23 protein-coding genes and 1 pseudogene are annotated in these 22434 nt (G+C 56.7%); 14 read left to right on the top strand and 10 right to left on the bottom strand.

The genetic code is table 11. The features are described 5' to 3' along the window. Positions 1 to 427: 427 nt before the first annotated feature. From RRF55_RS16215 to RRF55_RS16200, 4 genes and pseudogenes are all read left to right on the top strand, one after another. Positions 428 to 620 (top strand): annotated as a pseudogene (locus tag RRF55_RS16215) (AAA family ATPase); the annotation flags it as partial. Between the two features lie 125 nt (positions 621 to 745). After that, positions 746 to 1222, top strand: coding sequence for a PAAR domain-containing protein (locus tag RRF55_RS16210; protein WP_009484465.1), 477 nt, complete (start codon positions 746 to 748; stop codon positions 1220 to 1222). Next, positions 1222 to 2457, top strand: coding sequence for a PAAR domain-containing protein (locus RRF55_RS16205; protein WP_048332297.1), 1236 nt, complete (start codon positions 1222 to 1224; stop codon positions 2455 to 2457). The genes RRF55_RS16210 and RRF55_RS16205 overlap by 1 nt, the downstream gene beginning before the upstream one ends. Then, complete coding sequence (locus RRF55_RS16200; RefSeq protein WP_009484467.1) at positions 2450 to 2857, top strand: DUF943 family protein; 408 nt, start codon at positions 2450 to 2452, stop codon at positions 2855 to 2857. The genes RRF55_RS16205 and RRF55_RS16200 overlap by 8 nt, the downstream gene beginning before the upstream one ends. 335 nt (positions 2858 to 3192) lie before the next feature. On the opposite strand, the gene RRF55_RS16195 is transcribed toward RRF55_RS16200, so the two are convergent. Next, the gene (locus RRF55_RS16195; RefSeq protein WP_004153693.1) at positions 3193 to 3483 is read right to left on the bottom strand and encodes a PerC family transcriptional regulator; all 291 of its coding nucleotides are present in this window, start codon (positions 3481 to 3483) and stop codon (positions 3193 to 3195) included. Positions 3484 to 3677: 194 nt separating this feature from the next. Here RRF55_RS16195 and RRF55_RS16190 point away from each other — a divergent pair, with 194 nt between their 5' ends. Further along, positions 3678 to 3800 (top strand): hypothetical protein, encoded by a 123-nt coding sequence (locus tag RRF55_RS16190; protein WP_004146686.1) that lies wholly within the window; start codon positions 3678 to 3680, stop codon positions 3798 to 3800. Here RRF55_RS16190 and RRF55_RS16185 read toward each other — a convergent pair. Continuing rightward, on the bottom strand, positions 3795 to 4361 hold the full coding sequence (locus tag RRF55_RS16185; RefSeq protein WP_002885396.1) for a helix-turn-helix transcriptional regulator: 567 nt from the start codon (positions 4359 to 4361) through the stop codon (positions 3795 to 3797). The two genes, RRF55_RS16190 and RRF55_RS16185, sit on opposite strands and share 6 nt — an antisense overlap. Positions 4362 to 4994: 633 nt before the next feature. Here RRF55_RS16185 and pgaA point away from each other — a divergent pair. Genes pgaA through pgaD form a run of 4 tightly spaced genes read left to right on the top strand, consistent with a single transcriptional unit; the run spans position 4995 to position 11236 of the window. Further along, positions 4995 to 7442: a poly-beta-1,6 N-acetyl-D-glucosamine export porin PgaA gene (gene pgaA, locus RRF55_RS16180; RefSeq protein WP_074423037.1), complete on the top strand. Its 2448-nt coding sequence runs from the start codon at positions 4995 to 4997 to the stop codon at positions 7440 to 7442. Positions 7443 to 7450: 8 nt separating this feature from the next. Then, a complete protein-coding gene (pgaB, locus tag RRF55_RS16175) occupies positions 7451 to 9466 on the top strand; it encodes a poly-beta-1,6-N-acetyl-D-glucosamine N-deacetylase PgaB (protein ID WP_130974889.1) in 2016 nt (671 codons plus the stop codon). Next, positions 9459 to 10787, top strand: coding sequence for a poly-beta-1,6-N-acetyl-D-glucosamine synthase (gene pgaC, locus RRF55_RS16170; protein WP_002885393.1), 1329 nt, complete (start codon positions 9459 to 9461; stop codon positions 10785 to 10787). The genes pgaB and pgaC overlap by 8 nt, the downstream gene beginning before the upstream one ends. After that, positions 10787 to 11236: a poly-beta-1,6-N-acetyl-D-glucosamine biosynthesis protein PgaD gene (pgaD, locus tag RRF55_RS16165; RefSeq protein WP_048332295.1), complete on the top strand. Its 450-nt coding sequence runs from the start codon at positions 10787 to 10789 to the stop codon at positions 11234 to 11236. The genes pgaC and pgaD overlap by 1 nt, the downstream gene beginning before the upstream one ends. A gap of 45 nt (positions 11237 to 11281) precedes the next feature. Here the strand turns inward: pgaD and RRF55_RS16160 are convergent, their stop codons facing one another. Continuing rightward, a complete protein-coding gene (locus RRF55_RS16160; RefSeq protein WP_002885391.1) occupies positions 11282 to 12067 on the bottom strand; it encodes a DsbA family protein in 786 nt (261 codons plus the stop codon). Positions 12068 to 12292: 225 nt separating this feature from the next. On the opposite strand from RRF55_RS16160, the gene RRF55_RS16155 reads away from it, so the two are divergent. Further along, the gene (locus tag RRF55_RS16155; RefSeq protein ID WP_048332294.1) at positions 12293 to 12976 is read left to right on the top strand and encodes a TerC family protein; all 684 of its coding nucleotides are present in this window, start codon (positions 12293 to 12295) and stop codon (positions 12974 to 12976) included. On the opposite strand, the gene RRF55_RS16150 is transcribed toward RRF55_RS16155, so the two are convergent. Continuing rightward, complete coding sequence (locus tag RRF55_RS16150; protein ID WP_048332293.1) at positions 12933 to 13046, bottom strand: hypothetical protein; 114 nt, start codon at positions 13044 to 13046, stop codon at positions 12933 to 12935. The two genes, RRF55_RS16155 and RRF55_RS16150, sit on opposite strands and share 44 nt — an antisense overlap. Positions 13047 to 13121: 75 nt before the next feature. On the opposite strand from RRF55_RS16150, the gene cbpA reads away from it, so the two are divergent. Together cbpA and cbpM are read left to right on the top strand one after the other, a co-directional pair. Continuing rightward, complete coding sequence (cbpA, locus tag RRF55_RS16145; protein WP_002885338.1) at positions 13122 to 14039, top strand: curved DNA-binding protein; 918 nt, start codon at positions 13122 to 13124, stop codon at positions 14037 to 14039. Continuing rightward, the gene (gene cbpM / locus RRF55_RS16140; RefSeq protein WP_002885324.1) at positions 14039 to 14344 is read left to right on the top strand and encodes a chaperone modulator CbpM; all 306 of its coding nucleotides are present in this window, start codon (positions 14039 to 14041) and stop codon (positions 14342 to 14344) included. Before cbpA ends, cbpM begins: the two co-directional genes overlap by 1 nt. Before the next feature lie 373 nt (positions 14345 to 14717). Here the strand turns inward: cbpM and RRF55_RS16135 are convergent, their stop codons facing one another. The 5 genes from RRF55_RS16135 to RRF55_RS16115 form a co-directional block, all read right to left on the bottom strand. After that, on the bottom strand, positions 14718 to 15089 hold the full coding sequence (locus tag RRF55_RS16135) for a plasmid partitioning/stability family protein (protein WP_004186571.1): 372 nt from the start codon (positions 15087 to 15089) through the stop codon (positions 14718 to 14720). Between the two features lie 9 nt (positions 15090 to 15098). Next, on the bottom strand, positions 15099 to 16055 hold the full coding sequence (parM, locus tag RRF55_RS16130) for a plasmid segregation protein ParM domain-containing protein (RefSeq protein WP_004177778.1): 957 nt from the start codon (positions 16053 to 16055) through the stop codon (positions 15099 to 15101). 147 nt (positions 16056 to 16202) lie between these two features. After that, positions 16203 to 16325, bottom strand: coding sequence for a hypothetical protein (locus tag RRF55_RS16125; RefSeq protein ID WP_004146677.1), 123 nt, complete (start codon positions 16323 to 16325; stop codon positions 16203 to 16205). A gap of 5 nt (positions 16326 to 16330) precedes the next feature. Then, positions 16331 to 17746 (bottom strand): melibiose:sodium transporter MelB, encoded by a 1416-nt coding sequence (gene melB, locus RRF55_RS16120; protein WP_439419145.1) that lies wholly within the window; start codon positions 17744 to 17746, stop codon positions 16331 to 16333. Between the two features lie 93 nt (positions 17747 to 17839). Further along, positions 17840 to 19192 (bottom strand): alpha-glucosidase/alpha-galactosidase, encoded by a 1353-nt coding sequence (locus tag RRF55_RS16115; protein WP_130974890.1) that lies wholly within the window; start codon positions 19190 to 19192, stop codon positions 17840 to 17842. 239 nt (positions 19193 to 19431) lie between these two features. On the opposite strand from RRF55_RS16115, the gene melR reads away from it, so the two are divergent. Then, positions 19432 to 20370 carry a transcriptional regulator MelR gene (melR, locus tag RRF55_RS16110; RefSeq protein ID WP_439419144.1) on the top strand — a complete coding sequence of 313 codons (939 nt, stop codon included), beginning with the start codon at positions 19432 to 19434 and terminating at the stop codon, positions 20368 to 20370. A 49-nt stretch (positions 20371 to 20419) separates the two neighbouring features. Here the strand turns inward: melR and proP are convergent, their stop codons facing one another. Next, positions 20420 to 21922: a glycine betaine/L-proline transporter ProP gene (gene proP / locus RRF55_RS16105; protein WP_004177782.1), complete on the bottom strand. Its 1503-nt coding sequence runs from the start codon at positions 21920 to 21922 to the stop codon at positions 20420 to 20422. 187 nt (positions 21923 to 22109) lie between these two features. Here proP and RRF55_RS16100 point away from each other — a divergent pair, with 187 nt between their 5' ends. Next, complete coding sequence (locus RRF55_RS16100; protein ID WP_016831374.1) at positions 22110 to 22379, top strand: hypothetical protein; 270 nt, start codon at positions 22110 to 22112, stop codon at positions 22377 to 22379. Positions 22380 to 22434 lie beyond the last annotated feature (55 nt).

The following is a 22434-nucleotide window of genomic DNA, read 5'->3' as shown; positions in this document are numbered from 1 at the left end:
GCCCGGCGGCGCTGCGCTTGCGCGGGCCTACGCTGTTTGAACCAGCAGAGGACTCGTAGGCCGGATAAGGCATTTATGCCGCCATCCGGCACAACCGCAGGTACGGCGTCTGATGTGTATCGCCCGGCGGCGCTGCGCTTGCGCGGGCCTACGCTGTTTGAACCAGCAGAGGACTCGTAGGCCGGATAAGGCATTTATGCCGCCATCCGGCACAACCGCAGGTACGGCGTCTGATGTGTATCGCCCGGCGGCGCTGCGCTTGCGCGGGCCTACGCTGTTTGAACCAGCAGAGGACTCGTAGGCCGGATAAGGCATTTATGCCGCCATCCGGCACAACCGCAGGTACGGCGTCTGATGTGTATCGCCCGGCGGCGCTGCGCTTGCACGGGCCTGGAGGACGAAGAAACGCCTGCTGGAGATCACTTAAGACCATTACGGCCAAAGCAGTACCATCGTAGTGAATCAGTTCCCAGTGGACAGCATGGACTGATGGAGATCCTGACAACGGCAGACGTAATCCTGGACAGGCTGCTGTATAAAACGCGCGCAGGGTGGTTTTGCAGGGTAAGTCGATGAGGAAAAGCTCGCCGGTAGTGGAAAGCGAGGGAAAAACAGGTTAAAAGCACTATAAAAAGTTAACGCATCCCGATTGATCGAACAGATGCGAAACACTGATCGAACTTCAATTCTAATCCATGATCGCTCAGAGCGGAATGAGCAACCAGATACACTAAAAGGATTTACCATGTCACAGCAATACACCAATGAACTGACCACTGATGTACTGGAACGGCTGCGTCAGCCGCCATTTACCGATGAGTTTCTGTCAGAACTTGAGCCACAGTCGCGTCAGTCACTCGTCGCAGAAATGGAATCAATGTTACAGCGCCCTGTTCTCCATATTTTCCGGGGTGCAACGATTGGCAGCCTGACCCGTCATGGTGGCGTGATCCGTGAGACATCCGGCAAAAGTACCCTTGACGGGCACTATTCTGCGCGGGTCGGAGATAAAGTTGTGTATCCGGATGGACGTGAGGCGACCATTATTTGCGGAGCCGGTAAAGGTCGGGTGATGCAGGGGGAATCGATGGCGCTCGTGGGCAGCATGCTGGATAACGGTGATGAAATCATTTCAACACCTCAGGGGTGTCAGATGTTTGTATTCCGTGAGGGCGATGCACTGCCGGATGGCTTTTTAACTGTGCCGGGAGATAAGCACTGATGGCGCTGGAAGGCTATTTTCTTTTCCAGGGAGATCGTACCGTCTGTGGCGGTAAAATTATCACCGGTGCTGAAGACACCGAATTTTTCGGGCGATCACAGGCGCGGGAAAGCGATAAAGTGACCTGCGGAAAACATCCGGGGATCTACCGTATTTGTGGTGGCATGGGCGACATGTACGAAGTAGGCGGTGTAAACCGCCAGCTAGCAGGCTCCATCGAAAGTTACAGCTCCTGCCCGTGTCGGGCGAAATTCATTCCGCAAGATTTGGATAACACCTACGAATATAACTGCAATGCCGGCCTGGCTGCCGAACGGGAGAGGGAAGCCAGCAGGAAAAAACTGAATGAGGCGAAGGCTAAAGGGCCTCAGCCAATGCCCCTTCCGGCGCTGATTTATGCCACGCAGAGGGCAATGGATGACTACGGCGCAAAGGACATGCACCACGGTGATCTGAGCGAGGAAGCACTGAAAGAGCGCTTTGGTCTGACGGATGTCTCGGCGAAAGTGAACCCGTATACGCTGACCCTTGTCCCACCAGCGCCCGCCAGTTCGTATGGTGTATTTTATCCGGGCAGCCTGACGGGAAGTACGCCGGTCGTGGTCAGCCGGGAGGAAAGTGTCCGGCTGATGTTTGATGAGTTCCGGGGACTTGCCAAGGTATTCTCCTTCCATGGCCCATATAAAAACATCATCACCGAAATGATTAATCATATGCAGGGGAACAGCGGCACATCGTACAGCAGCCCATTACTGGACAGGGCGCTGAAAGAGCAGATCCTGAATGACCATTCGAGTGATAGCTCGTTGTTGGGGATTAAAAGGGCCTTGGATGATGCTGTTAGCTACGAATATGGATTTCTTCCTCTCGGTAAAAAGGACGATTTATTCGACGGAAAGGGCAACTTTAAGGAAGTTAATAAAGCTGTTCTACCTAAATTTGATCGTCAGATCGATAAGACTAACGGGCTGGTGATTACCGTCCATGATACGTGGTCGACGCATATCACGCTCGAGTCACTGGAGGTGACGGGCGACAGCTACCGGGCGAAAGTACACTACCGGGTACAGGACCACTTCGGGCTTGATGACGCGGATATCCTGAACCCTGTTTTTCATCAGGGCCGAATTTTCCGGATCTGGTTTGTGCTGCAGCGCTATGTGAAATACGGCTATAGGCCGTTCATCACCGAGATGAATGCGACCGTGGAAATCAGCGGGAGGCGGGGTGAATAAGCGACTGATAGCGGGGGTTGTAGCGGCTGCGGTAGGTGGTTATCTACTATGGCAGTATCTGTCCCCGGTTGAGATTGTGGCAGTTCACGATGGAAATACGATTCTGGTCAGGCATTTTCCATACCTGAAAAGTCGTCAGATAGCCTGGTGGGAAGCCAATAAGGCCGTAATACAGGCGAAGTACGGGATTCCACACGAGGGTAAAGACGGCTTTTACCATGTATGGATTGTTGATTTTGGGGATGGATATCGCACGGAACCGGATGAAAACCTACTGTTTTCTACCGATGAGGTTTTTTGTTTTAACGACATCCCGACAGAGGATCGGTGTATTGATAGAAAGCCCCTTTTTGACGTTAGGTGGAGTAGGAATTACGGGCTTAAATATGAGTCGTATTAACGTAATTGTTAACGGCTGAACGTGACATCACAAGGATCTTCTTGAGATCCTTTTTTCATGCGTATTCTCTTGCTTTGAAAACGAAAAAACCGCCCAGCAATGAACTGACCCCATGCTCTTGCGCGGACCTACGGACGAATGTCATGGGTGGACCCAATGCCATTTGTAAGCAGGATAAGGCATTTATGCCGCCATCCGGCACAACCGCGGGTACGGCGTCTGATGTGTATCGCCCGGCGGCGCTGCGCTTGCGCGGGCCTACGCTGTTTGAACCAGCAGAGGACTCGTAGGCCGGATAAGGCGAAGCCGTCAGGCAAACGTCGTGAAGAAAGGCATTACTCGGCGGCCGTTTTCCCTTTGCCGGGCAGTCTGAATGCTTCGCCATAGGGCTTCGCAATGCCCATACGATATTGAGTCTCTTTCGCCGCCTGGTGGAGGTCGGCAAACTCCTCTTTCGGCGCCGGCGGACGTTGCGCCTTTTTCAGACACTGATTGCGATGGTGACGGATCCACTCTCGGTCCTCATCGTCCAGGCAACGCTGCATCACCTCAATCCATCTGGATGCCGCCCGACGGTAGAGGCCGCATGCCTCTAACCGCTCAGCAATACTGTCCCTTATTCTCATCCACCTCGCTCCTCTGATGCTTTCACGATATCTCATGGTATTCCGACGCGTGAGTCGGAATACCATGGTAGTGTTAATTTATGACAAAACTATTCCTGTGCGGCGCAAGGAATATATTCATTATAATAATCGCTGTGCATAGCAAACCGCATTGGCGGTAAATACTTCCAAAGAGCTCCGGAATTATATGCCGAATGCCATCATCGATACCGCCGGGTATCGACGGTTGTACCTATCAATATCTATTTAATTTATTAGATTTTCGTCAACAAATACCTTGCGATAACATCCATTCTCTGTACAGCGAAGCTTCATAACGAACGTTCGGTCTGCTCCAGCAGCTTATTTCGAAAGATAAATAAGCAAGCTTCATTAAAATTATCTAACCCCAAACGCTCATAAAGCGCAGTACGCTTGCGGTAAAGGCTTTTTAGTGACGTATTGAGATTGACGGCCACCTCCTCCATGGTCATCCCCGCCATGAGTAAACGTAACATTAACTGTTCAGACAAACTTAAGCGCAGATCGTCAAACCACTCTTTGGTCAGACGCTTGCTATTCATCTCCAGAAAAAGACCAAATAATGTCGCCATATCCGCGGGTGATAATGACATGTTTAAAAACGATTTCAGGCTCAGTAAATGCTCTTCCCGATGGCGCATATCGAGGACGATACAACATATTCGCTTTCTGGATTTCGCCGCTGCCAGCACGAGATAATCGTAATGGCAAAGCGGCGAGCGGCTATCAACCAGCAGAGAGACTTCATCAACCTCATTATCTAAAATCGCTTTTCCGCTAGAATCTAACTGAATGATATCAGGAAAAAAATTCTTAACACCTTGAAAAAGATAGTAATCCTGGGTAACCAATATCATTAAAGTTGCCACAAATCGTCCCTTTAACATTTAATCAACAAATTCTCGTCAACCAGACGTTTTCCCTCCCCCTATGGAACGCTTCGCATGGCGGTGAAAATAACGAGACCTGTGATTTATCATTAGCGCGGCATCTGAATCTGGCTGTGAAAACCCTCCTTGCGTTCTGACAGGAAATAAACAGATTGATTATAAATAAAAAAAATCCACAAAAAAGATGCTTTTTTTGCTATTGAGAATTTTTGTCAGAAATCATCTTAAATATTGCCTAAAAAACTCTAACCCCAACTAAATATAAGTCACACCGCCATTTTGAAACAAAATTCCACCTGACTTTCTTTTTTATTTATATCAGTAGGTTAAAGAAATCAACTTGAACACTTCCGTTCGAATGAAGTCGATTTTACAGAATTATCTTAAAACGCAGACCATAATTTATCCATATTTATCGGTTGCCGTATCGGGTATAAATTACCCATTCATTTATCAACAGGAGATATGTTTATTAGTTTGCAATAGGTCATTCACCTGCAGTGCCAGTCAGCTAAATGGGACCATCCTCATCCTTTAACTCACCGTCAAAGGACGGTCGTGTTGTGCAATGGATTCTTGATGAACATATGGCAAATAGAAATGGAAAGATCACCTTATTCAAATACGTTATTGTTTAATCGCAACACGAAACTCTCGCTATCAATCGGCTTGCTTTTGCTCTTCCCGGCGCTGGTTCAGGGAGCGGATTCGCTCTATGACCAGCAAATCTTGCAAGCGCGCCAAGGCCAGTACGCCCCCTTTCTCAGTTACCTTCAGCAGTACCAGCTGCGGCATGCCTTAACCCCTTCTCAGGTGGCGGACTGGCTGCAGGTGGCCCTCTGGGCCGGTCAGGACGATGAAGTGGTGAAAGTCTGGCGACGCTACCAGGTCTATATGCCGATTCCCGCACGGGGCACCGCCGCCGCGGCGCAGGCCCTGCGCAACCAGAAGCAGTGGCAAACCTCGCTCACCCTCTGGCAGCAGGCACTCAGCCAGGCCCCTGGCAGCGACGACTATCGTATCGGCTATATCAAAACGCTCGCCGATGCCCGCAAGGACGGCGAGGCGCTCAGCGAAGCGCGTCGCCTGGTGGCGGAGCAGGCGAGCGTTGCGCACCTGCAGACGCTCTCCTATGTCTACCTGCGGTTGGGCAAAAGCTGGGACCAGCTGTTGGTGGACACGCAGATCCTCGATCGTGAACCGCAAAACAAAACCGCGCTGGCCAGCCTGATGGCGACCCTGACCCGCAACCGGATTGATTCCCCTGCTCTCGGCCTGGCGAATAGCGTCGAACTGACGCCTGCGGAAAAGCGTAACTTGCAGCTGAACGCCGCCGCCGAACTGGTGCGCCTTGCCGATACCCCTTCCCGCGAAGAAAAGGCGCGTTACGCGCTGGCCCGCACGGCGCTCACGCAGTATGACGCGATGATCGCCGCCTGGCACCCCGACCCACAGGCTGCGCCCGACATCATCCGGGCGCGTATTGATCGTCTGGGCGCACTGTACGCCAGCGCCGAGTACGCGCAGGTCATCCGCGAATACCAAAGCCTGATCGCCCAGCAGCAGACCGTTCCCGACTGGGCCATCGGCTGGGTCATCTCCTCTTTTATCGCCCTTAAGCAAATTGAGCCTGCGCTGACGCTTATCCACCAGCATCCTTCGTGGCTGACAAGCCAACAGAATGAGGAACACGAGCTTTTCTACGCTCTGCTGGACACCGGTCAGTACCCGGAGGCGCAACGGTATGTCGCCCGCCTCACCAGGAATACGCCCTACATCCGTCGTCTCTACGGCTCGCCAACGCCGCAGCCGAACGACGACTGGCTCACCGCACAGTCGCTTAACGTGCACTATTTAGCGGCTACCAACGACCTGCCGCAGGCCGAAGCCCGAATGCAGCGCCTGGCGGCGACGGCCCCTGGAAACCAGGGCCTGCAGATAGACTATGCCGCCCTTCTGCAGGAGAGAGGATTGCCACGGGCAGCCGAACGCCAGCTAAAAGCGGCGGAATCTCTGGAACCCGCCAGCCTGCAGCTGGAGCGCCAGCAGGCCTGGGTCGCCCTCGATCTGCAGGAGTGGCGGCAAATGGATCTGCTGGCTGACGACGTCGTCGCCCGCTCGCCACGGGATCTGAACACCCAGCGCCTGGCCAGAGCGCGCGAGATCCATCATCTCTCCGAGCTGCGCCTGAGCGTTGGCAAAGGGCTGCATTCCGACAACCCGGTGAGCGGCACGCACGACCTCAGTTTTGAGACGGCGATCTACAGCCCGCCGCTAGCCGACAGCTGGCGGTTGTTCGGCGGGCACCGCTTCGCTGAAGGCAATTTTGAAGAGGGGAAAGGCAGCCGTCGCCAGCTGTTTGCCGGTATTGAATGGCGTCCGCGCGACTACTGGGGCGAGCTTGAGCTCTCCAGCGTCAATTTTCACGGCGAGAACAAGCCCGGCGTCCGCCTTTCCGCCGCCCATGACGTTAGCGATCGCTGGCAGCTGGGCGGCGAACTGGAGCGGATTTCGCAGCAGACGCCGCTGCGCGCGTTACGCAACGGCGTCAGCGCCAACCGCGGCGAAGGCTGGCTGCGCTGGTCTCCAAACGAACGCCGGGAGTACCGCTTCAGCGCGGCCGCCAGCCGGTTTACCGATCGCAACCGCCGCCAGGAGTACACCCTCTCCGGTAAAGAACGCCTCTGGCAAACCCCATGGTTAACGCTGGATTTGCAGCCCGGTCTGTCGGCCAGCGCCAATAGCCGCACCGACACCGCCTACTACAGTCCGGCACGGGACCTCGCCGCCACCGCGGCGCTGGCCGTCGATCACACGCTTTACCAGCGCTATGACACCGTCTGGAGCCAGCAGTTACTGGCCGGCGGCGGCAGCTACTGGCAAAAAAATCACGCCGCCGGGGCGATCACGGTGCTGGGTTACGGGCAGCGCCTGCGCTGGAACAACGTCGTCGACTCCGGGCTGATGCTGAACTGGGATAAGCGCCCCTACGACGGCAAACGTGAAAACAACCTCGCCATCACTCTTGATGCAAATATACGGTTTTAAGGATGACCATGCTGAACACGACCCTGCGCAACGGCCTGATGCTTCTCATCTGGCTGTGCCTTATCTTCAGCGTGCGTGCTGAGGAAGTCCCCTTCCTCGCCCCGCAGCAGCGCCCCCAACTGGAGGCCAATCAACCCTGGCCGGCGGATCGCTTTCTGGTGCTGGCCTACCATGACGTCGAAGACGATGCCGCCGACCAGCGTTATCTTTCGGTGCGCACCAGCGCACTCAATGAGCAGATCGCCTGGCTGCTGCATAACGGCTACCATGCGATTAGCGTTCAGGACATTCTCGATGCACATTATGGCTTAAAGTCGCTGCCGCCCAAGGCTTTTCTCCTCAGTTTTGACGATGGTTACAGCAGCTTTTACACCCGCGTATGGCCGCTGCTTAAAGCCTGGAACGTCCCGGCGCTGTGGGCGCCGGTGGGCAGCTGGGTGGACACTCCCGCTGGTCAGCCCGTTAATTTTGGCGGCCTGATGACGCCCCGCGAGCGCTTCGCTACCTGGGAGATGGTGCGCGAGCTCAGCCGCTCGCCGCTGGTGGAGATCGGCGCTCACACCTGGGCCTCGCACTACGGTCTGCCGGCCAATCCGCAGGGCAGCCGCGAGCCTGCCGCCGCCAACCGCGGCTGGGATAAAACCACCGGCCGCTATGAAAGCGACGCGCAGTTTACCCGGCGAATGACCGATGACGTGCAGAAAGTAACGGCGAAAATCCATGAGGTTGCCGGGAAAACGCCGCGCGCCTGGGTGTGGCCCTACGGCGCCGCCAGCGGCAGCACCCTGGCCATCGCCAAACAGCAAGGGTATCAGCTGGCGTTTACGCTGAACGACGGCCTGGGCAACGTGAAGGATCTGGACAATATTCCACGCCTGCTGATCGCCGGTAACCCGTCGCTCAAGGCCTTTGCCAGCGCCGTGACCCAGATTCAGGAAGCCGATCCTGTTCGGGTGATGCATGTGGATCTGGACTATGTCTATGACCCCAATCCCGTCCAGCAGGCAAAGAATATCGATAAGCTGGTGCAGCGCGTCTATGACATGAAAATCAGCCACGTCTTTCTGCAGGCCTTCTCCGACCCGCAGGGCGACGGCACGGTCAAGTCACTCTATTTCCCCAACCGCTGGCTGCCGATGCGCGCCGACCTGTTTAACTTCGTCTCCTGGCAGTTGCAGACCCGCGGCAATGTGAAGGTTTATGCCTGGATGCCGGTGCTGGCCTTCGATCTTGCCTCAGATCTGCCGCGCGTTCAGCGCTGGGATCCGCAAACCGGGAAGGCGTTACTTGCCCGCCAGCCGTACGTCCGTCTGTCGCCCTGGGATCCCCGGGTTCGCCAGCAGATCACCGACATCTACGAAGATCTGGCCCGACACGCCAGCTTCAGCGGGATTCTGTTTCACGACGACGCCGTGCTGACCGATTTTGAAGACGTGAGTCCGGAGGCGGTCGCCGCCTGGCGGCAGACGGGTATGGCGCACGATGCCGCCCCGGTGCCCCAACGTCCGCAAGAGCGCCAGGCATGGATGCGTTTCAAAAGCCAAACCCTGACCCGCTTCACTCTGGATCTACGCCAGGCAGTGCAGGCCATCCGCGGCCCGCAGGTGAAAACGGCGCGTAATCTCTTCGGCCTGCCGATCCTGGAGCCGCAAAGCGAAGCCTGGTTTGCGCAGAATCTGGATGACTTCCTTGCCGCCTATGACTGGACGGTCCCCATGGCGATGCCGCTGATGGAGTCCGTGCCGATCGACGCCAGCCAGGCCTGGCTGACGCGGCTGGTGCAGGCCGTCGCCCGCCACCCGGGCGCGCTGAAGAAAACCATCTTTGAACTGCAGGCCAGAGACTGGAATCGACGCCAGCAAAACGCCATTCCCGACCAGCAGCTGGCGGACTGGATGCGTTTGCTGCGGCTGAACGGCGTCAAAAACTACGGCTACTACCCTGACGATTTTATTAACAACCAGCCTGATATCTCTCGTATCAGGCCGCAATTTTCTTCCTGGTGGTACCCTGACCATGACTGATCGCATTATCGCATTGTGCATTTTATGCCTCGTATTCGGGCTGCCGTTAGGTGTCGCAGCGGTATTTACCGGCGAGCTTATCCTCGACTTTGTCTTTTTCTGGCCGCTGTTTATGTCAGTGTTGTGGATCACCGGGGGTCTCTACTTCTGGTTTCAGCTGGAACGTCACTGGCCGTGGGGGGAGGATACCCCGCCGCCGACGCTGCCGGGCAATCCACTGATCTCGATCCTGATCCCCTGCTTTAACGAGGAGAAAAACGCCCGGGAAACCATCAGCGCAGCGCTGGCCCAGCGTTACGCCAATCTTGAAGTGATCGCAATTAACGACGGCTCTTCGGACAACACCGCCCAGGTGCTCCAGCAGCTGGCGCAGGAGGAGCCGAGACTGCGGGTGATCCATCTGGCCGCCAATCAGGGAAAAGCGGTGGCGCTCAAAGCGGGCGCCGCCGCCGCCCGCGGCGATCTGCTGGTCTGCATCGATGGCGACGCCCTGCTGGACCGGGATACCGCGGCCTGGCTGGTCGCGCCGTTGATCCATTATCCGCACGTCGGGGCGGTCACCGGCAATCCGCGGATCCGCACCCGATCCACGCTGATCGGCCGCATTCAGGTTGGGGAGTTCTCGTCGATCATTGGGCTTATCAAACGGACGCAGCGGATCTATGGCCGGGTCTTTACCGTCTCCGGCGTAATCGCCGCCTTCCGGCGCCAGGCGCTGGCGGACGTCGGCTACTGGAGCCCGGATATGATCACTGAAGATATTGATATCAGCTGGAAGCTTCAGCTCCGCCACTGGGACATCTTTTTCGAGCCGCGAGCGCTGTGCTGGATCCTGATGCCGGAGACCCTCAAAGGGTTATGGAAGCAGCGTCTGCGCTGGGCCCAGGGCGGCGCCGAAGTCTTTCTGGTCAATCTGCGCCGCCTGTTTCACTGGCAGCATCACCGGATGTGGCCGCTGTTTCTGGAGTATGCCTGCTCCACGCTGTGGGCCTTTGCCTACGCGATCACCATTCTGCTGTTTATCCTCAGCCGCCTGATGCCGCTGCCTGACAATCTGGCGGTGCATAGCCTGTTTCCACCGGAATTCACCGGCATGCTGCTCGGCCTGATGTGCCTGCTGCAGTTCGTCGCCAGTCTGTATATCGAGCGGCGCTATGAGAAAAAGGTCGCCAAATCGCTGTTCTGGGTGATCTGGTTCCCGATGGTCTACTGGATGATCGGCCTGCTGACCACGCTGGTCGCTTTTCCGAAAGTGATGGTGAAACGTCAACGTTCCCGCGCGCGCTGGGTGAGCCCGGACCGGGGAAAAGGAAGCCTGTGATGAATGAAAATACGCTCATCTTAACCGAACATCGGGTGCTGCCCCGGCTGGTCGACGCCGGCTTAACGCTGCTGGCCTGGCTCGGTTTTCTGTTCTTTCTGTACGCCAATTTGCTGATGCAGTTCATCGCGCCGCCCTCTCCGCACTGGGAAACGCTGATAGACTCCCTGAATACGGCGCTGGTGTATCTGCTGATTGCCGCGCTGAACGGCTGGCTGTTGATCCTCTGGTATCACTACAACCGGCGCCGCGCCCATACCCGGCGTCATACCGCGGTGCTCGCTCTGCGCGACGATGAGCTGGCGAGCAGCTTTAACGTCGCGCCGCAGATTATCTCGGAGATGAGCCGCTATAATTTGCTCACCGTTTACCACGATCAAATCGGGCAGATTATTGATTTAAAAAGCCACGCGTTACCGCCGCCGCAGGAAGAGAGCGATGACGCATGAGAGCAAGGCCGCCGTCGGCGGCCTGGACAGGTAATACGCCGGGGATTAGCCGCCGGCTTTTTTGATGGCGGCTTCCAGCGAGGCTTTGTCTGCCAGCCCCGGGAAGACGGTGATGCTGGCTTCCGTGGCGCCGGTGGTCGGCATCACGATCACGCCCGGCGTGCCGCTCAGACCAATCTCCTGCGCCAGATCGTTAATGCTCTGCAGCACCGGTTCGACGTCGGCGGCCTTCTTCGCATCAAAGCCGGCTTTCTTCGCCTGCTGCTGGATATCCGCCGTCGTCAGCTTGCCTTCGTTATGGCCGGTAGCGTAAATCCCGTTATGGTAGGCCAGATAGGCATCCGCCCCTTTCTGTTGATAGATCTGCAGGCCGGTTTTTGCCGCCTCCAGCGAGCTTTCCCAGCGGCCGCCGAAAATCGGCCACTCTTTGAAGGCGAAGCGGGTCTGCGGGTGCGCTTTAATCACCTGCTCCATCACCGGCGCCAGACGGCTGCAGTAGACGCACTGGTAGTCGAAGAATTCGATCACTGTGACTTTGCCGTTGGCCGGGCCGTAGGTCGGGGTATTTTTATCCTGGGTCAACACGGCGGCGTTCTTCAGCACCGCCTGAGTGGCCGCGCTGGCCTGCTGCTCAGCCTGAATTTGCTGCAGTTTCTGGCTCGCCTGCAGCAGGACTTCCGGGTGGGCAACCAGATAGTCGGCGGCGATTTTGCCGATTTTCGCCTCCTGTTCCGGGGTGAAAGTCGCCGGCGCGTCAGCGGCAGAGGCCATCGCCGGCAGTAAGACAGCGCTCAGCAGGGCGACAGAGAGGTATTTCTTGTGGCCAGACATAGTGGGGATCCTTGCGATAAGTGAACGGCAGGTGAGTCTGGGTGACAAAATATCACCCTTTTTCGCCGAAGCCTTGCCCAACGGCGCCTTGATTCGTAACTTTATTTTTCAGGCTCTCTCTTTCCCGCGCGATAGCGCAGGTCTGCGCCAGTGGTCAACGCGGCCCAGGCGGAGTACCCTGCGTAGCGGTTTTTCTTGCTCTTTTTTCAGGTGGTTTCTCTCGATATGTATGCATTTCTTCAACAATGGGACATGGCAGTGATTATGCTGCAGATTGTCGCCATCGACTTACTGCTGGGTGGCGACAATGCCGTGGTGATCGCCATGGCCTGCCGCAAACTGCCGCCGCAGAAACGCACCAAAGCGATCATCATCGGTACCGTGGGCGCCATCCTGGCGCGCGTTCTGCTGCTGGCGATCGCTTTGTATCTCCTGTCGCTGCCGTGGCTGAAAATAGTCGGCGCGCTGCTCCTGCTGTGGATTGGCATCAAGCTGGTCAGGAATGAGGAAGAAGAGAGCGAGGTTAGCAGCTCTGGCAGCCTGTGGCGCACCGCGATCACCATCACCGTTGCCGATGTGATTATGTCGCTGGATAACGTACTGGCGGTAGCTGCTGCGGGGAAAGGGCACATTGCGCTGGTCGCCCTCGGCGTGGCGATCAGCATTCCGGTTATTGTCGCCGGCAGCAAGCTGGTGCTGGTCCTGCTCACCCGCTTTCCCGCGGTGGTGCTGCTGGGCGGGATGCTCATCGGCTGGATTGCCGGGTCAATGCTGGTCAGCGACCCTACCATTCGCCGGCTGTTTCCCAGCGCCGGCGAGGGCACCGCGCGCCTGGCTGGCACCGTCGGCGCGCTGCTGGTGCTATTCACCGGATGGAGCCGCCGCCCACGGCCGCAGGCGAAAGACTAACCTTATCCACGGCGCCGTCGACCCCGACGGCGTCAAGTTTCCGCCACTTTTCTTCCCCGTCAGGGCGCATTTGCCCTACGCTTTATACTGACGCCTGTTCCAGGGAATATGTAACCACCGCACTGAGCATAGATGAGAAAAAATCATGGAATTGAAGGATTATTATGCCATTCTCGGGGTGCAACCAACCGACGATCTGAAAACCATCAAGACCGCCTACCGCCGCCTGGCGCGCAAATATCACCCCGACGTCAGTAAAGAAAACGATGCCGAAGCCAAATTTAAGGATCTCGCCGAAGCCTGGGAAGTCCTGAAAGATGAGCAACGGCGCGCCGAATACGATCAGCTCTGGCAGCATCGCAACGATCCCGGCTTCGGTCGCCAGCGACAGACCCACGAGCAGAGCTACAGTCAGCAAGATTTCGACGACATCTTCTCCTCCATGTTTGGCCAGCAGGCGCATCAGCGTCGTCGTCAACACGCGGCGCGCGGCCACGATCTGGAGATCGAAGTGGCGGTGTTCCTTGAAGAGACGCTGGCCGAGCAGACGCGCACCATCAGCTATAACCTGCCGGTGTACAACGTGTTTGGCATGATCGAAAGCGAAACGCCGAAAACGCTGAATGTGAAGATCCCCGCCGGGGTAGTCGATGGTCAGCGTATCCGCCTGAAAGGCCAGGGGACGCCGGGGGAGAATGGCGGCCCGAACGGCGATCTGTGGCTGGTTATCCACATCGCCCCGCATCCGCTATTCGATATTGTCGGTCATAACCTGGAGATCGTCCTGCCGCTGGCGCCATGGGAGGCCGCGCTGGGCGCGAAAGTGACGGTGCCCACCCTGAAAGAGAGCATTCTGCTGACGGTGCCGCCGGGCAGTCAGGCAGGGCAGCGACTGCGTATCAAAGGGAAAGGACTCGTGAGCAAAACCCACACCGGCGATTTGTTCGCCGTTATTAAAATAGTGATGCCGCCAAAACCAGATGAAAAAGCGCGTGAGCTCTGGCAACAATTGGCCGCCGCCGAAGCCAGCTTCGATCCGCGTAAGACATGGGGGAAAGCCTGATGGCTACAGTAACAGTGACGTTTACCATTACCGAATTGTGCCTGCGTACCGGGGTGTCGGAAGAGGAGCTGACGGAGATCGTCGGCTTAGGGATGATTGAGCCACACCAGCCGCAGGCGGACACCTGGCTGTTCGACGACAGCGCGGTGACAATCGTGCATCGCGCGGTACGCCTGCGTAACGAGCTGGAGCTGGACTGGCCGGGAATTGCGGTGGCGCTGACCCTGCTGGATGAGAACGCGCGGCTGACCCGCGAAAATCGCCTGCTGCAGCAGCGCCTGGCGCGCTTCCTCGCCCACGGATAGGGGTGCCATCCCGGGTCGTGGCGTTCCGTCTTCGCGCCGGGTGGCGGCTACGCCTTACCCGGCCTACAAACGGCACTGGGCCCACCATTGCACTGGATCCGTAGGCCCGCGCAAGCGTAGCGCCGCCGGGCATGGCCCCAGCCAGGGAGCCGCCGGTATGCCGGGTGGCGGCTACGCCTTACCCGGCCTACAAATGGCACTGGGCCCACCATTGCACTGGATCCGTAGGCCCGCGCAAGCGTAGCGCCGCCGGGCATGGCCCCAGCCAGGGAGCCGCCTGTTTGCCGAATGGCGGCTACGCCATACCCGGCATACAAACTAAGCGCAGCGCAAGCCGGGGAGTTTGCCGGGTCGCGCAAACCGGGAATAGCGCTTAATCCGGTAACGAACCGGCGAGATTACGCGCGGAGACGCTCTCGCTCACCGGCGCGGGCGGCTCCGGCGCCTTAGCCGGAGCGGCCGCTGGCGCGGCTGCCGGGGCGGGAGAGGCCGGCTGGATCTCAAGGAACGAGGCCAGCATCTTACGCAGCGTTTCCGGTTTAGTATCTTCCGCCAGCAACGCCGCCAGCATCGACGGCAAGCGGCTATCGACTTCCCCTAACGCCAGCCCCGCCAGCAGCGCGGTACGCGACATATCGCCGCGGTCGCCACGGTGATGGGCCTCAATTTTTGCGTCCGCGAAGCGCTCGCTGGCGCTGATATCCGGGCGCAGGTAAATCAGCACTTTTCTGCGATCCAGAGTCATAGACGCTCCTTAACCAATAATTTTCAGACCACGCACCAGGGCAAACTGCGGCTCTTCAGCCACCACGAAACGATCCTCGCGCAGACCCATCCGTTCACGAATGGCGTCGGCAACCAGCGGCGCGCCGCCGCCAATGACGATCGCGTGCGAATAGCCTTTAAAGCTATCGATGGCCGTCAGGACACGCGTGGTCAGACGTTCGATACTGTTATTGATCACCTTCTTCACCTCAGAAACCGCATCCGGATCGTTGATGTTGTCGGTCAGGTATTCTTCGTCGTGGCGGTTGATGATTATCTGGTCGACGTTATAGCTGGAGGTGTCGGTATTCGCCCGGGCCAGCGCCAGCTTAACGGCGTCGGTCACCAGCGATACGCCCAGCTTCGGGTCGCCGTAAATGCGCGAAACCGAGGTCATCTGCCCGGCGACCATTGAAATATCCAGCGTGGTGCCGCCAAGGTCGATAATCAGCACCGAATGCGACGGTTTCAGCTCATCACACAGGCTAATGCCCGCCGGAATCGATTCCGGGCGCACGGTAACTTTAGTGATATTGAACACCACGCCTTTATTCAGTTTAACTTCGCGCAGCAGGCTCTTTTTCTTGCGCTCAATATTGTCGAGGCGATATTGCGCATCTTCATCATAAAATTCGGTCAGCGGCAGGGTGACCACAATTTCAACATCCTGTGGCTCAAGACCGCTGGTCAGCAGCGCATGATGGACAGCGATGGAGTTCAACGGGCTATATTGCCAGTCAATGTTATTGGTTGGGAGCGCATCGGGAGTGATCAGGTCGAATGAGTACTTTTCATCATCCACCGTGTAGTTAAAAGGCTTCCCCGAACCGAAGGTGGCAGACCAGCCGCGTTTAAAACTGTTGGGGCTGATATGGGTGAAAGTTTCGCCATCTTGCTCCCACAGCATTTTGATATTGGTTGAACCATCATCGATAAAAATGCGCATTGCATTGCTCCATCACTGAGACAAATAAGAGAAAAATGTAAGACCCAAAAAGAGTAGCAAGAGTTAAAAAGCAGCGCAAGAGCACGAAAAAGAGACAATTCTGAGTTTTATTTGAGAACAATCGAAGAAACAAACAGTCCAGAACGCTCAAAAAGAGAAATAATTGAGATAAAATAGAGAACTACAGTTTTCTCTTTCTGTCTTTTTAAGACACTGTTTTTTGCTCAAAAAGAGAGCATCCCTCCCCTCTTTCGTCAGCGGTTTTCGCACGCTTTTTACACCTGATTGGGTACCACAATCGGCCGTTCCGGCTCGACGTCATTTTCCGGTACCCGGCGATATTTATCCAGCAGGTGAATCTGAATCCGTCGCAGCATATCGCCATTCAGTTTGTAATAACGGAAATAGAGAAACAGCGTCAGAGCAAAAAAGAGCGTCGGCAGCGCAATCATAATCGCCTGCATCCCCAGCAGCGTGTGGGGCGACTGCACAACATTCGGCACGTAACCGATGATACCGAGCACGATAGCGATAAACCAGGCCGCAAACGCCGAACCGGCTTTGACTACCAGCGTTTGAACGGAATAGGCGATGCTTTCGCAGCGGATATTCATCGTATATTCGCCATAGTCGACGGTATCGGCCACCATAATAACCTGCAGCACCCAGAACAGCGCGGTGCCGATATTCAACAGCACCCCGGCCAGCGAAATCAGCGCGATGTTGTAAACGCCGCCCAGCGCCATCAGCAACAGCACGCCGCAGCCCAGCACCGGCATGATCGAAGCACCCGCCCACAGAATGCGCCGCGACAGCCCTTTCACCAGTCGTGGGAACAGGATCAGCGTCAGCAAATTCGCCGCCCCGGCGTAGGACATGTAATACGGGAACATCTCCGCGCTGCCTATCACGTAGGTAAAGTAGTAAATCGCAAAGCCAGCGATAATGTTCGCCGCCGTGTTATAGGCCAGCGCCATGCCTAACAGGCAGGCCAGCTGATCGTTTTTAAAGATCAGCGCCACCATCTGGCGCAGTGAGAGGTGGCTGGAGTCTTCGCTCACACCACTGTCGGAGGAGTAAACCTCATGCACGTTGCGCAGGGTGACGAGGGTGGAAACGACGAAGAAGGCGATCAGCACCAGAGTGAACATCTGAAAACCGAAACCGCGATCGGCGCCGCCGACGGCGTTGACGAACGGCAGCGTGACGCCGGCCGTGACAAATCCCGCCAGACTGGCGAAAAAGCGCGGGTAAGGCACCAGCTGCTCGCGTTCGCGTTTATCGAGGGTAATGGTCGGCACCAACGACCAGAACGGCACATCCATGATGGTGTAAGTGAAGCCCCACAGCAGGTAGGTTAGCCACACCCACGCCAGCAGCGCCCCGCCGCTGAAATGGTGGGCGCTGAACAGCATATACAGCACCACCGAGTTGGTTATCGTGCCGATCAGGATCCACGGTTTGAACTTTCCCCATCGCGACCGCGTACAGTTAACGATCCATCCCATAATCGGATCGGCTATCGCATCGAGGATCCTTGCCACCAGGAACAAGGTGCCAACCACCCCGACCGATAAGCCAACAATATCGGTGTAGTAATACATCAGGTACATGTAGACGATACCGATAGCGAAATCTTTACCAAAGGCACCAAATCCGTAGCTGAGCTTTGTTGTCATTGAAATACTCATAGGGTCCAGGTCGCTGTCGCCAGCGCCTCCTTCAGCGTTTGATAGAGCGTGACAGGCACCGCCGGGTTCGTTGCCCCCGGCGGCATAAGAGGATTAACGGTGCAGCCAGGCCGGCAGCCAGTCGCCGTGGCTGGCGATCAGATCGTCCACCAGCGCGTAGATCTCTTCGATCCCCAGCACCGCGGCGGTGTGCGGATCCATCATCGTGGCGTAATAGACGTAATCGCGATTTTCGGTGAGGATCGCCTCCGTGAGCAGCGTCTGCACGTTGATATTGGTCTGCATCAGCGCCGCCAGATGCGCCGGCAGCGCGCCCACTTTGGTCGGCTGGATGCCGTTGGCGTCCACCAGGCAGGCCACTTCCACACAGCAGCCCTGAGGCAGGTTGTCGATGAGATTATCGTTTCGCACGTTGCCGTACACCACGCTTGGCTCGCCGGTCCAGATGGCGTTCATGATGGTGCTGGCATATTCGCGGGAGGGTTTCACCTCAATGCGCTCCCCGCGCTTATAGCTCTCCAGCTCCTGATGCCAGTTGGCCAGTTGCTCGACGCAGCGTTTAGGGTATTCATCCAGCGGCACTTTATAGCGAGCGAGAAGGTCATCGCGGCCCGGCTTGATAAACCATGGCGTGTATTCCGCGAAATGCTCCGAGGACTCGGTGACAAAGTAGCCCAGCTTTTTGAGCATTTCATAGCGGACAATGTTTTCGCAGCGCGGGTTGCCGTGCAGGTTCGGCTTCGGCGCCCGCCCGTCGGCGTAGGCCTGTAGCAGGTCGGGGTAGATACTGACGTAGCTGCCGTCCGCGAGCTTTTTCTCCAGCGACAGATAGAACGCCATATGGTTAATCCCCGCGCAGCGGTAGCGTAAATCCGCCGGATCGAGATCGAGGTCGCGCGCCAGCTCTTCCGCTGTGCCTTGCACCGAGTGGCACAGGCCAACCTGCTTGATATGCGGGTAGCGGGCGTACATCGCCCAGGTGTTCATCGCCATCGGGTTGACGTAGTTAAGCATGGTGGCGTCCGGGCAGACCTCGCTCATATCGTCGCAGATAGCCCACAGGTGCGGGATGGTGCGCAGCGCGCGCATAATGCCTCCCGGCCCCAGCGTATCGGCAATGGTCTGCTCCAGGCCGTGGCGCTTGCAGACTGCAAAATCGGTGACGGTACAGGGCTCATAGCCGCCAATCTGGAAGGCAACGACGACAAAATCGGCGCCCTGCAGGGCGATTTTCCGGTCGCGGTGGCAACTGATTTCGCCGTTCGCGCCCACGGAATCCATCAGCTTGCGCACCACGATATGCGACTCTTCCAGCCGGGTTTCATCGATATCCATCAGCGCGATATGCGCCGATTTCAGCGCCGGGCGCTGGAAAACATCACCGAGAATATTTTTGACGAACACCGTCGAACCGGCGCCGATAAAAGTAATTTTTGGGGCAGACATCACGCACTCTCCATCAGGTCATTGAACACTTGCAGAGTGGCACGCCGCTCCCCGCTGCGCTGCCCTGTTCCCGCCGGAGCATTCCCGAAAGCTCAGATCGGCCATTAAGCGCCACAAAATCTGAGATTTCGGGAACAGATTGAGCAAAAAGGAGAGAAAATGGGCCGATTCTTCCGCTAAGCTGTCGTCAGTTCTGGCGAAAAATGCAGCCACTCTGACAATTCAGGAATACGCTAACGATGGAACACCGCTTCACCTCTCTGCCCTCCGATCCCTTTATGTGCAGCAGCGACGAAAAGCAGAGCCGCAGCCCGCTGGCGCTCTACTCCGAGTATCAGCGTATGGATATCGAACTGCGCCCGCCGCACGCCATGCCCACCAGCCACTGGCACGGCCAGGTGGAGGTCAACGTGCCGTTCGATGGCGACGTGGAGTATTTGATTAATAACGAAGTGGTGCGCATTGAGAAAGGCTATATCACTCTGTTCTGGGCCTGTACGCCGCATCAGCTGACCCGCCCCGGCGATTGCCAGCAGATGGCGATATTCAACCTACCGATGCATCTGTTTCTCTCATGGCCGCTGGACCGGGAGCTTATCAACCACGTCACCCATGGGATGGTGATTAAATCCCTCGCTGCGCAGCAGTTGAGCGCCTTCGAAGTGCGCCGCTGGCAGCAGGAACTGAGCCACGAGAATGAACAGATACGCCAGCTGGCGATCGATGAAATCGCCTTGATGCTGAAGCGGCTGAGCCTCGCCGGCTGGCAGCCGATTCTGGTCAATAAAACCTCACGCACCCACAAGAACAGCGTCTCGCGCCACGCGCAGTTTTATGTCAGCCAGATGCTGGAGTTTATCGCTGCCCACTACGACCAGGCGCTGACCGTCAATGCCGTTGCCGAGCACGTGAAGCTCAACCCGAACTATGCGATGGGGGTCTTTCAGCGGGTGATGCAGCAGACCATGAAGCAGTACATTACCGCCATGCGTATCAATCATGTGCGGGCGCTGCTGAGCGATACCGACAAGACCATCCTGGATATTGCCCTTACCGCCGGTTTTCGCTCCAGCAGTCGCTTCTACAGCACTTTTACCCGCTACGTGGGCATGCCGCCGCAGCAGTACCGTAAACTCAGCCAGCAGCGGCGTCACGGCCTGGCCTTGCCGAAGGCATAAAAAATGCCGCCGGGGTTTCCCCAGGCGGCATGATTAACAGTGAAAACGGTTAGTCGTTGATACGCGGATGCTGCTGCACCAGGCGCGACCGTTTTGCCTGCAGATCGGCGATCTCCTGATCGATATCTTCGATTTTTTGCTCGATGTTATCGTAGTGCTCGCCAAGGATTTCTTTCGCTTCCTGGATATCCGACGCCGCCGGGGTCGCCCCTTTCAGCGGACGGTTAGCCGTCTCTTTCATCGACAGGCCCGTCGCCATACCCACCACCGCGATAACCATCAGGTAGTACGCCGGCATCATCAGGTTTTGGGTGGTCTCCACCAGCCACGCCGCCAGGGTTGGCGTCAGACCGGCAATCAGCACCGAGATGTTAAAGGCGCTGGCCAGGGCGCTGAAGCGGATGTGCGTCGGGAACATCGCCGGCAGCGAGGAGGCCATCACCCCGATAAAGCAGTTCAGCACCACCGCCAGCAGCAGCAGGCCGGCGAAGATCAGGCCAGTCACGTTGCTGTTGATCATAATGAAGGCCGGGATCGACAGGGCAAACAGCGCCACGCTACCAATCAGGATAAACGGGCGACGGCCGAAACGGTCGCTGAGCATACCGATAACCGGCTGTACAAACAGCATCCCGACCATGATAGCGATGATGATCAGCACCCCATGATCTTCCGAGTAGTGCAGGTTATGCGACAGATAGCTCGGCATGTAGGTCAGCAGCATGTAGTAAGTCACGTTGGTGGAAATCACCAGACCGATACAGGTCAGCAGGCTACGCCAGTGCTTGGTGGCAATCTCTTTAAAAGAGACCTTCGGCCCGTCCTGCAGTCCTTCACGGTCGCCCTGCTCCATGGTGTCAACATGCTGCTGGAACGCTGGCGTCTCTTCCAGCGCATGGCGCAGGTAGAGACCAATGATACCTAACGGTAGCGCCAGGAAGAACGGGATACGCCAACCCCAGTCGAGAAAGTTCTGTTCGCCCACCACGCTGGAGATGAGAACCACCACGCCGGCCCCCATCACAAACCCGGCGATGGAGCCAAAGTCCAGCCAGCTGCCCATAAAGCCGCGCTTGCGGTCAGGAGAGTATTCCGCGACGAAGATCGACGCCCCGGTATATTCACCGCCAACCGAGAAGCCTTGCGCCATTTTACACAGCAGCAGCAGGATCGGTGCCCAGATACCTATCGTGGCATACGACGGAATAAGGCCGATACAGAAAGTACTTATCGACATGATCACGATAGTTATCGCGAGAATTTTTTGCCGACCATATTTATCGCCCAGCATCCCGAAGAACAGGCCTCCTAACGGACGAATTAAAAATGGTACGGAGAAGGTACCCAGCGCGGCAATCATCTGCACGCTTGGGTTGGCATCGGGGAAGAAGACTTTACCTAAGGCGTAGGCCACAAAGCCGTAGACGCCGAAATCGAACCACTCCATCGCGTTGCCCAGGGAGGCCGCGGTGATCGCCTTTTTCAGTTTACCATCATCGATGATGGTCACATCCTTAAGGGTGATGGGCTTTATTTTTTTCCTTTTAAGCATATTTTTCCTCTGCTACTCCGCCTTGAGTGCACGCCTCTTCGCCGAATGGCAAGGCCATTCGCATCGTGCGTCAGGAGCGGTGAATTGCTGTGCTCCTCATTTCAAGCGTAGCAGGTTTGCCTGCACTGTCTGCTGACAGAATGTACAACCGAACCTGTTGACGCCTGCTCTGGCTACTGGTGAATAAATGGAGCGGCTCATCGTGATGCTTGATGAAATTGACCTGCTCCCCTTTTTTACCCTAACAGTGTTTATATCTGCGATCAACTTCACAGAAATTTACCGCCTCATTACAGAGTGTCGGAAAATAAATAAGTTCATTTCCTGCCGATCGCGCGGAAATTATTTCGTCGATTTTGCTCCACTTCGGGCGGTTAATTTCAGCGTTTATTCGCTTCTTTCCGGAATAACACCACGGCTATTTTTTAGCAAAAAAACACCCGACAAAAGTGGGTGATTGCGCTATAATCATACCCACTTTCGGCTCTCAGCCGCTGTTTAAAGGACCAACG

This window comes from Klebsiella sp. K47, from assembly GCF_051858335.1.
GTDB lineage: Bacteria > Pseudomonadota > Gammaproteobacteria > Enterobacterales > Enterobacteriaceae > Klebsiella > Klebsiella pneumoniae.
The sequence above is the reverse complement of the archived record's forward strand: the minus strand, read 5'-3'. Positions and strand labels throughout refer to the sequence as shown.

Coding starts and splice junctions, on each gene's coding strand:
- RRF55_RS16210 (WP_009484465.1), top strand. CDS start 746: ATGTCACAGCAATACACCAATGAACTGACCACTGATGTACTGGAACGG.
- RRF55_RS16205 (WP_048332297.1), top strand. CDS start 1,222: ATGGCGCTGGAAGGCTATTTTCTTTTCCAGGGAGATCGTACCGTCTGT.
- RRF55_RS16195 (WP_004153693.1), bottom strand. CDS start 3,483: ATGAGAATAAGGGACAGTATTGCTGAGCGGTTAGAGGCATGCGGCCTC.
- RRF55_RS16190 (WP_004146686.1), top strand. CDS start 3,678: ATGCCATCATCGATACCGCCGGGTATCGACGGTTGTACCTATCAATAT.
- RRF55_RS16185 (WP_002885396.1), bottom strand. CDS start 4,361: ATGATATTGGTTACCCAGGATTACTATCTTTTTCAAGGTGTTAAGAAT.
- pgaA (WP_074423037.1), top strand. CDS start 4,995: ATGGAAAGATCACCTTATTCAAATACGTTATTGTTTAATCGCAACACG.
- pgaB (WP_130974889.1), top strand. CDS start 7,451: ATGCTGAACACGACCCTGCGCAACGGCCTGATGCTTCTCATCTGGCTG.
- pgaC (WP_002885393.1), top strand. CDS start 9,459: ATGACTGATCGCATTATCGCATTGTGCATTTTATGCCTCGTATTCGGG.
- pgaD (WP_048332295.1), top strand. CDS start 10,787: ATGAATGAAAATACGCTCATCTTAACCGAACATCGGGTGCTGCCCCGG.
- RRF55_RS16160 (WP_002885391.1), bottom strand. CDS start 12,067: ATGTCTGGCCACAAGAAATACCTCTCTGTCGCCCTGCTGAGCGCTGTC.
- RRF55_RS16155 (WP_048332294.1), top strand. CDS start 12,293: ATGTATGCATTTCTTCAACAATGGGACATGGCAGTGATTATGCTGCAG.
- RRF55_RS16150 (WP_048332293.1), bottom strand. CDS start 13,046: ATGCGCCCTGACGGGGAAGAAAAGTGGCGGAAACTTGACGCCGTCGGG.
- cbpA (WP_002885338.1), top strand. CDS start 13,122: ATGGAATTGAAGGATTATTATGCCATTCTCGGGGTGCAACCAACCGAC.
- cbpM (WP_002885324.1), top strand. CDS start 14,039: ATGGCTACAGTAACAGTGACGTTTACCATTACCGAATTGTGCCTGCGT.
- RRF55_RS16135 (WP_004186571.1), bottom strand. CDS start 15,089: ATGACTCTGGATCGCAGAAAAGTGCTGATTTACCTGCGCCCGGATATC.
- parM (WP_004177778.1), bottom strand. CDS start 16,055: ATGCGCATTTTTATCGATGATGGTTCAACCAATATCAAAATGCTGTGG.
- melB (WP_439419145.1), bottom strand. CDS start 17,746: ATGAGTATTTCAATGACAACAAAGCTCAGCTACGGATTTGGTGCCTTT.
- RRF55_RS16115 (WP_130974890.1), bottom strand. CDS start 19,192: ATGTCTGCCCCAAAAATTACTTTTATCGGCGCCGGTTCGACGGTGTTC.
- melR (WP_439419144.1), top strand. CDS start 19,432: ATGGAACACCGCTTCACCTCTCTGCCCTCCGATCCCTTTATGTGCAGC.
- proP (WP_004177782.1), bottom strand. CDS start 21,922: ATGCTTAAAAGGAAAAAAATAAAGCCCATCACCCTTAAGGATGTGACC.
- RRF55_RS16100 (WP_016831374.1), top strand. CDS start 22,110: ATGGAGCGGCTCATCGTGATGCTTGATGAAATTGACCTGCTCCCCTTT.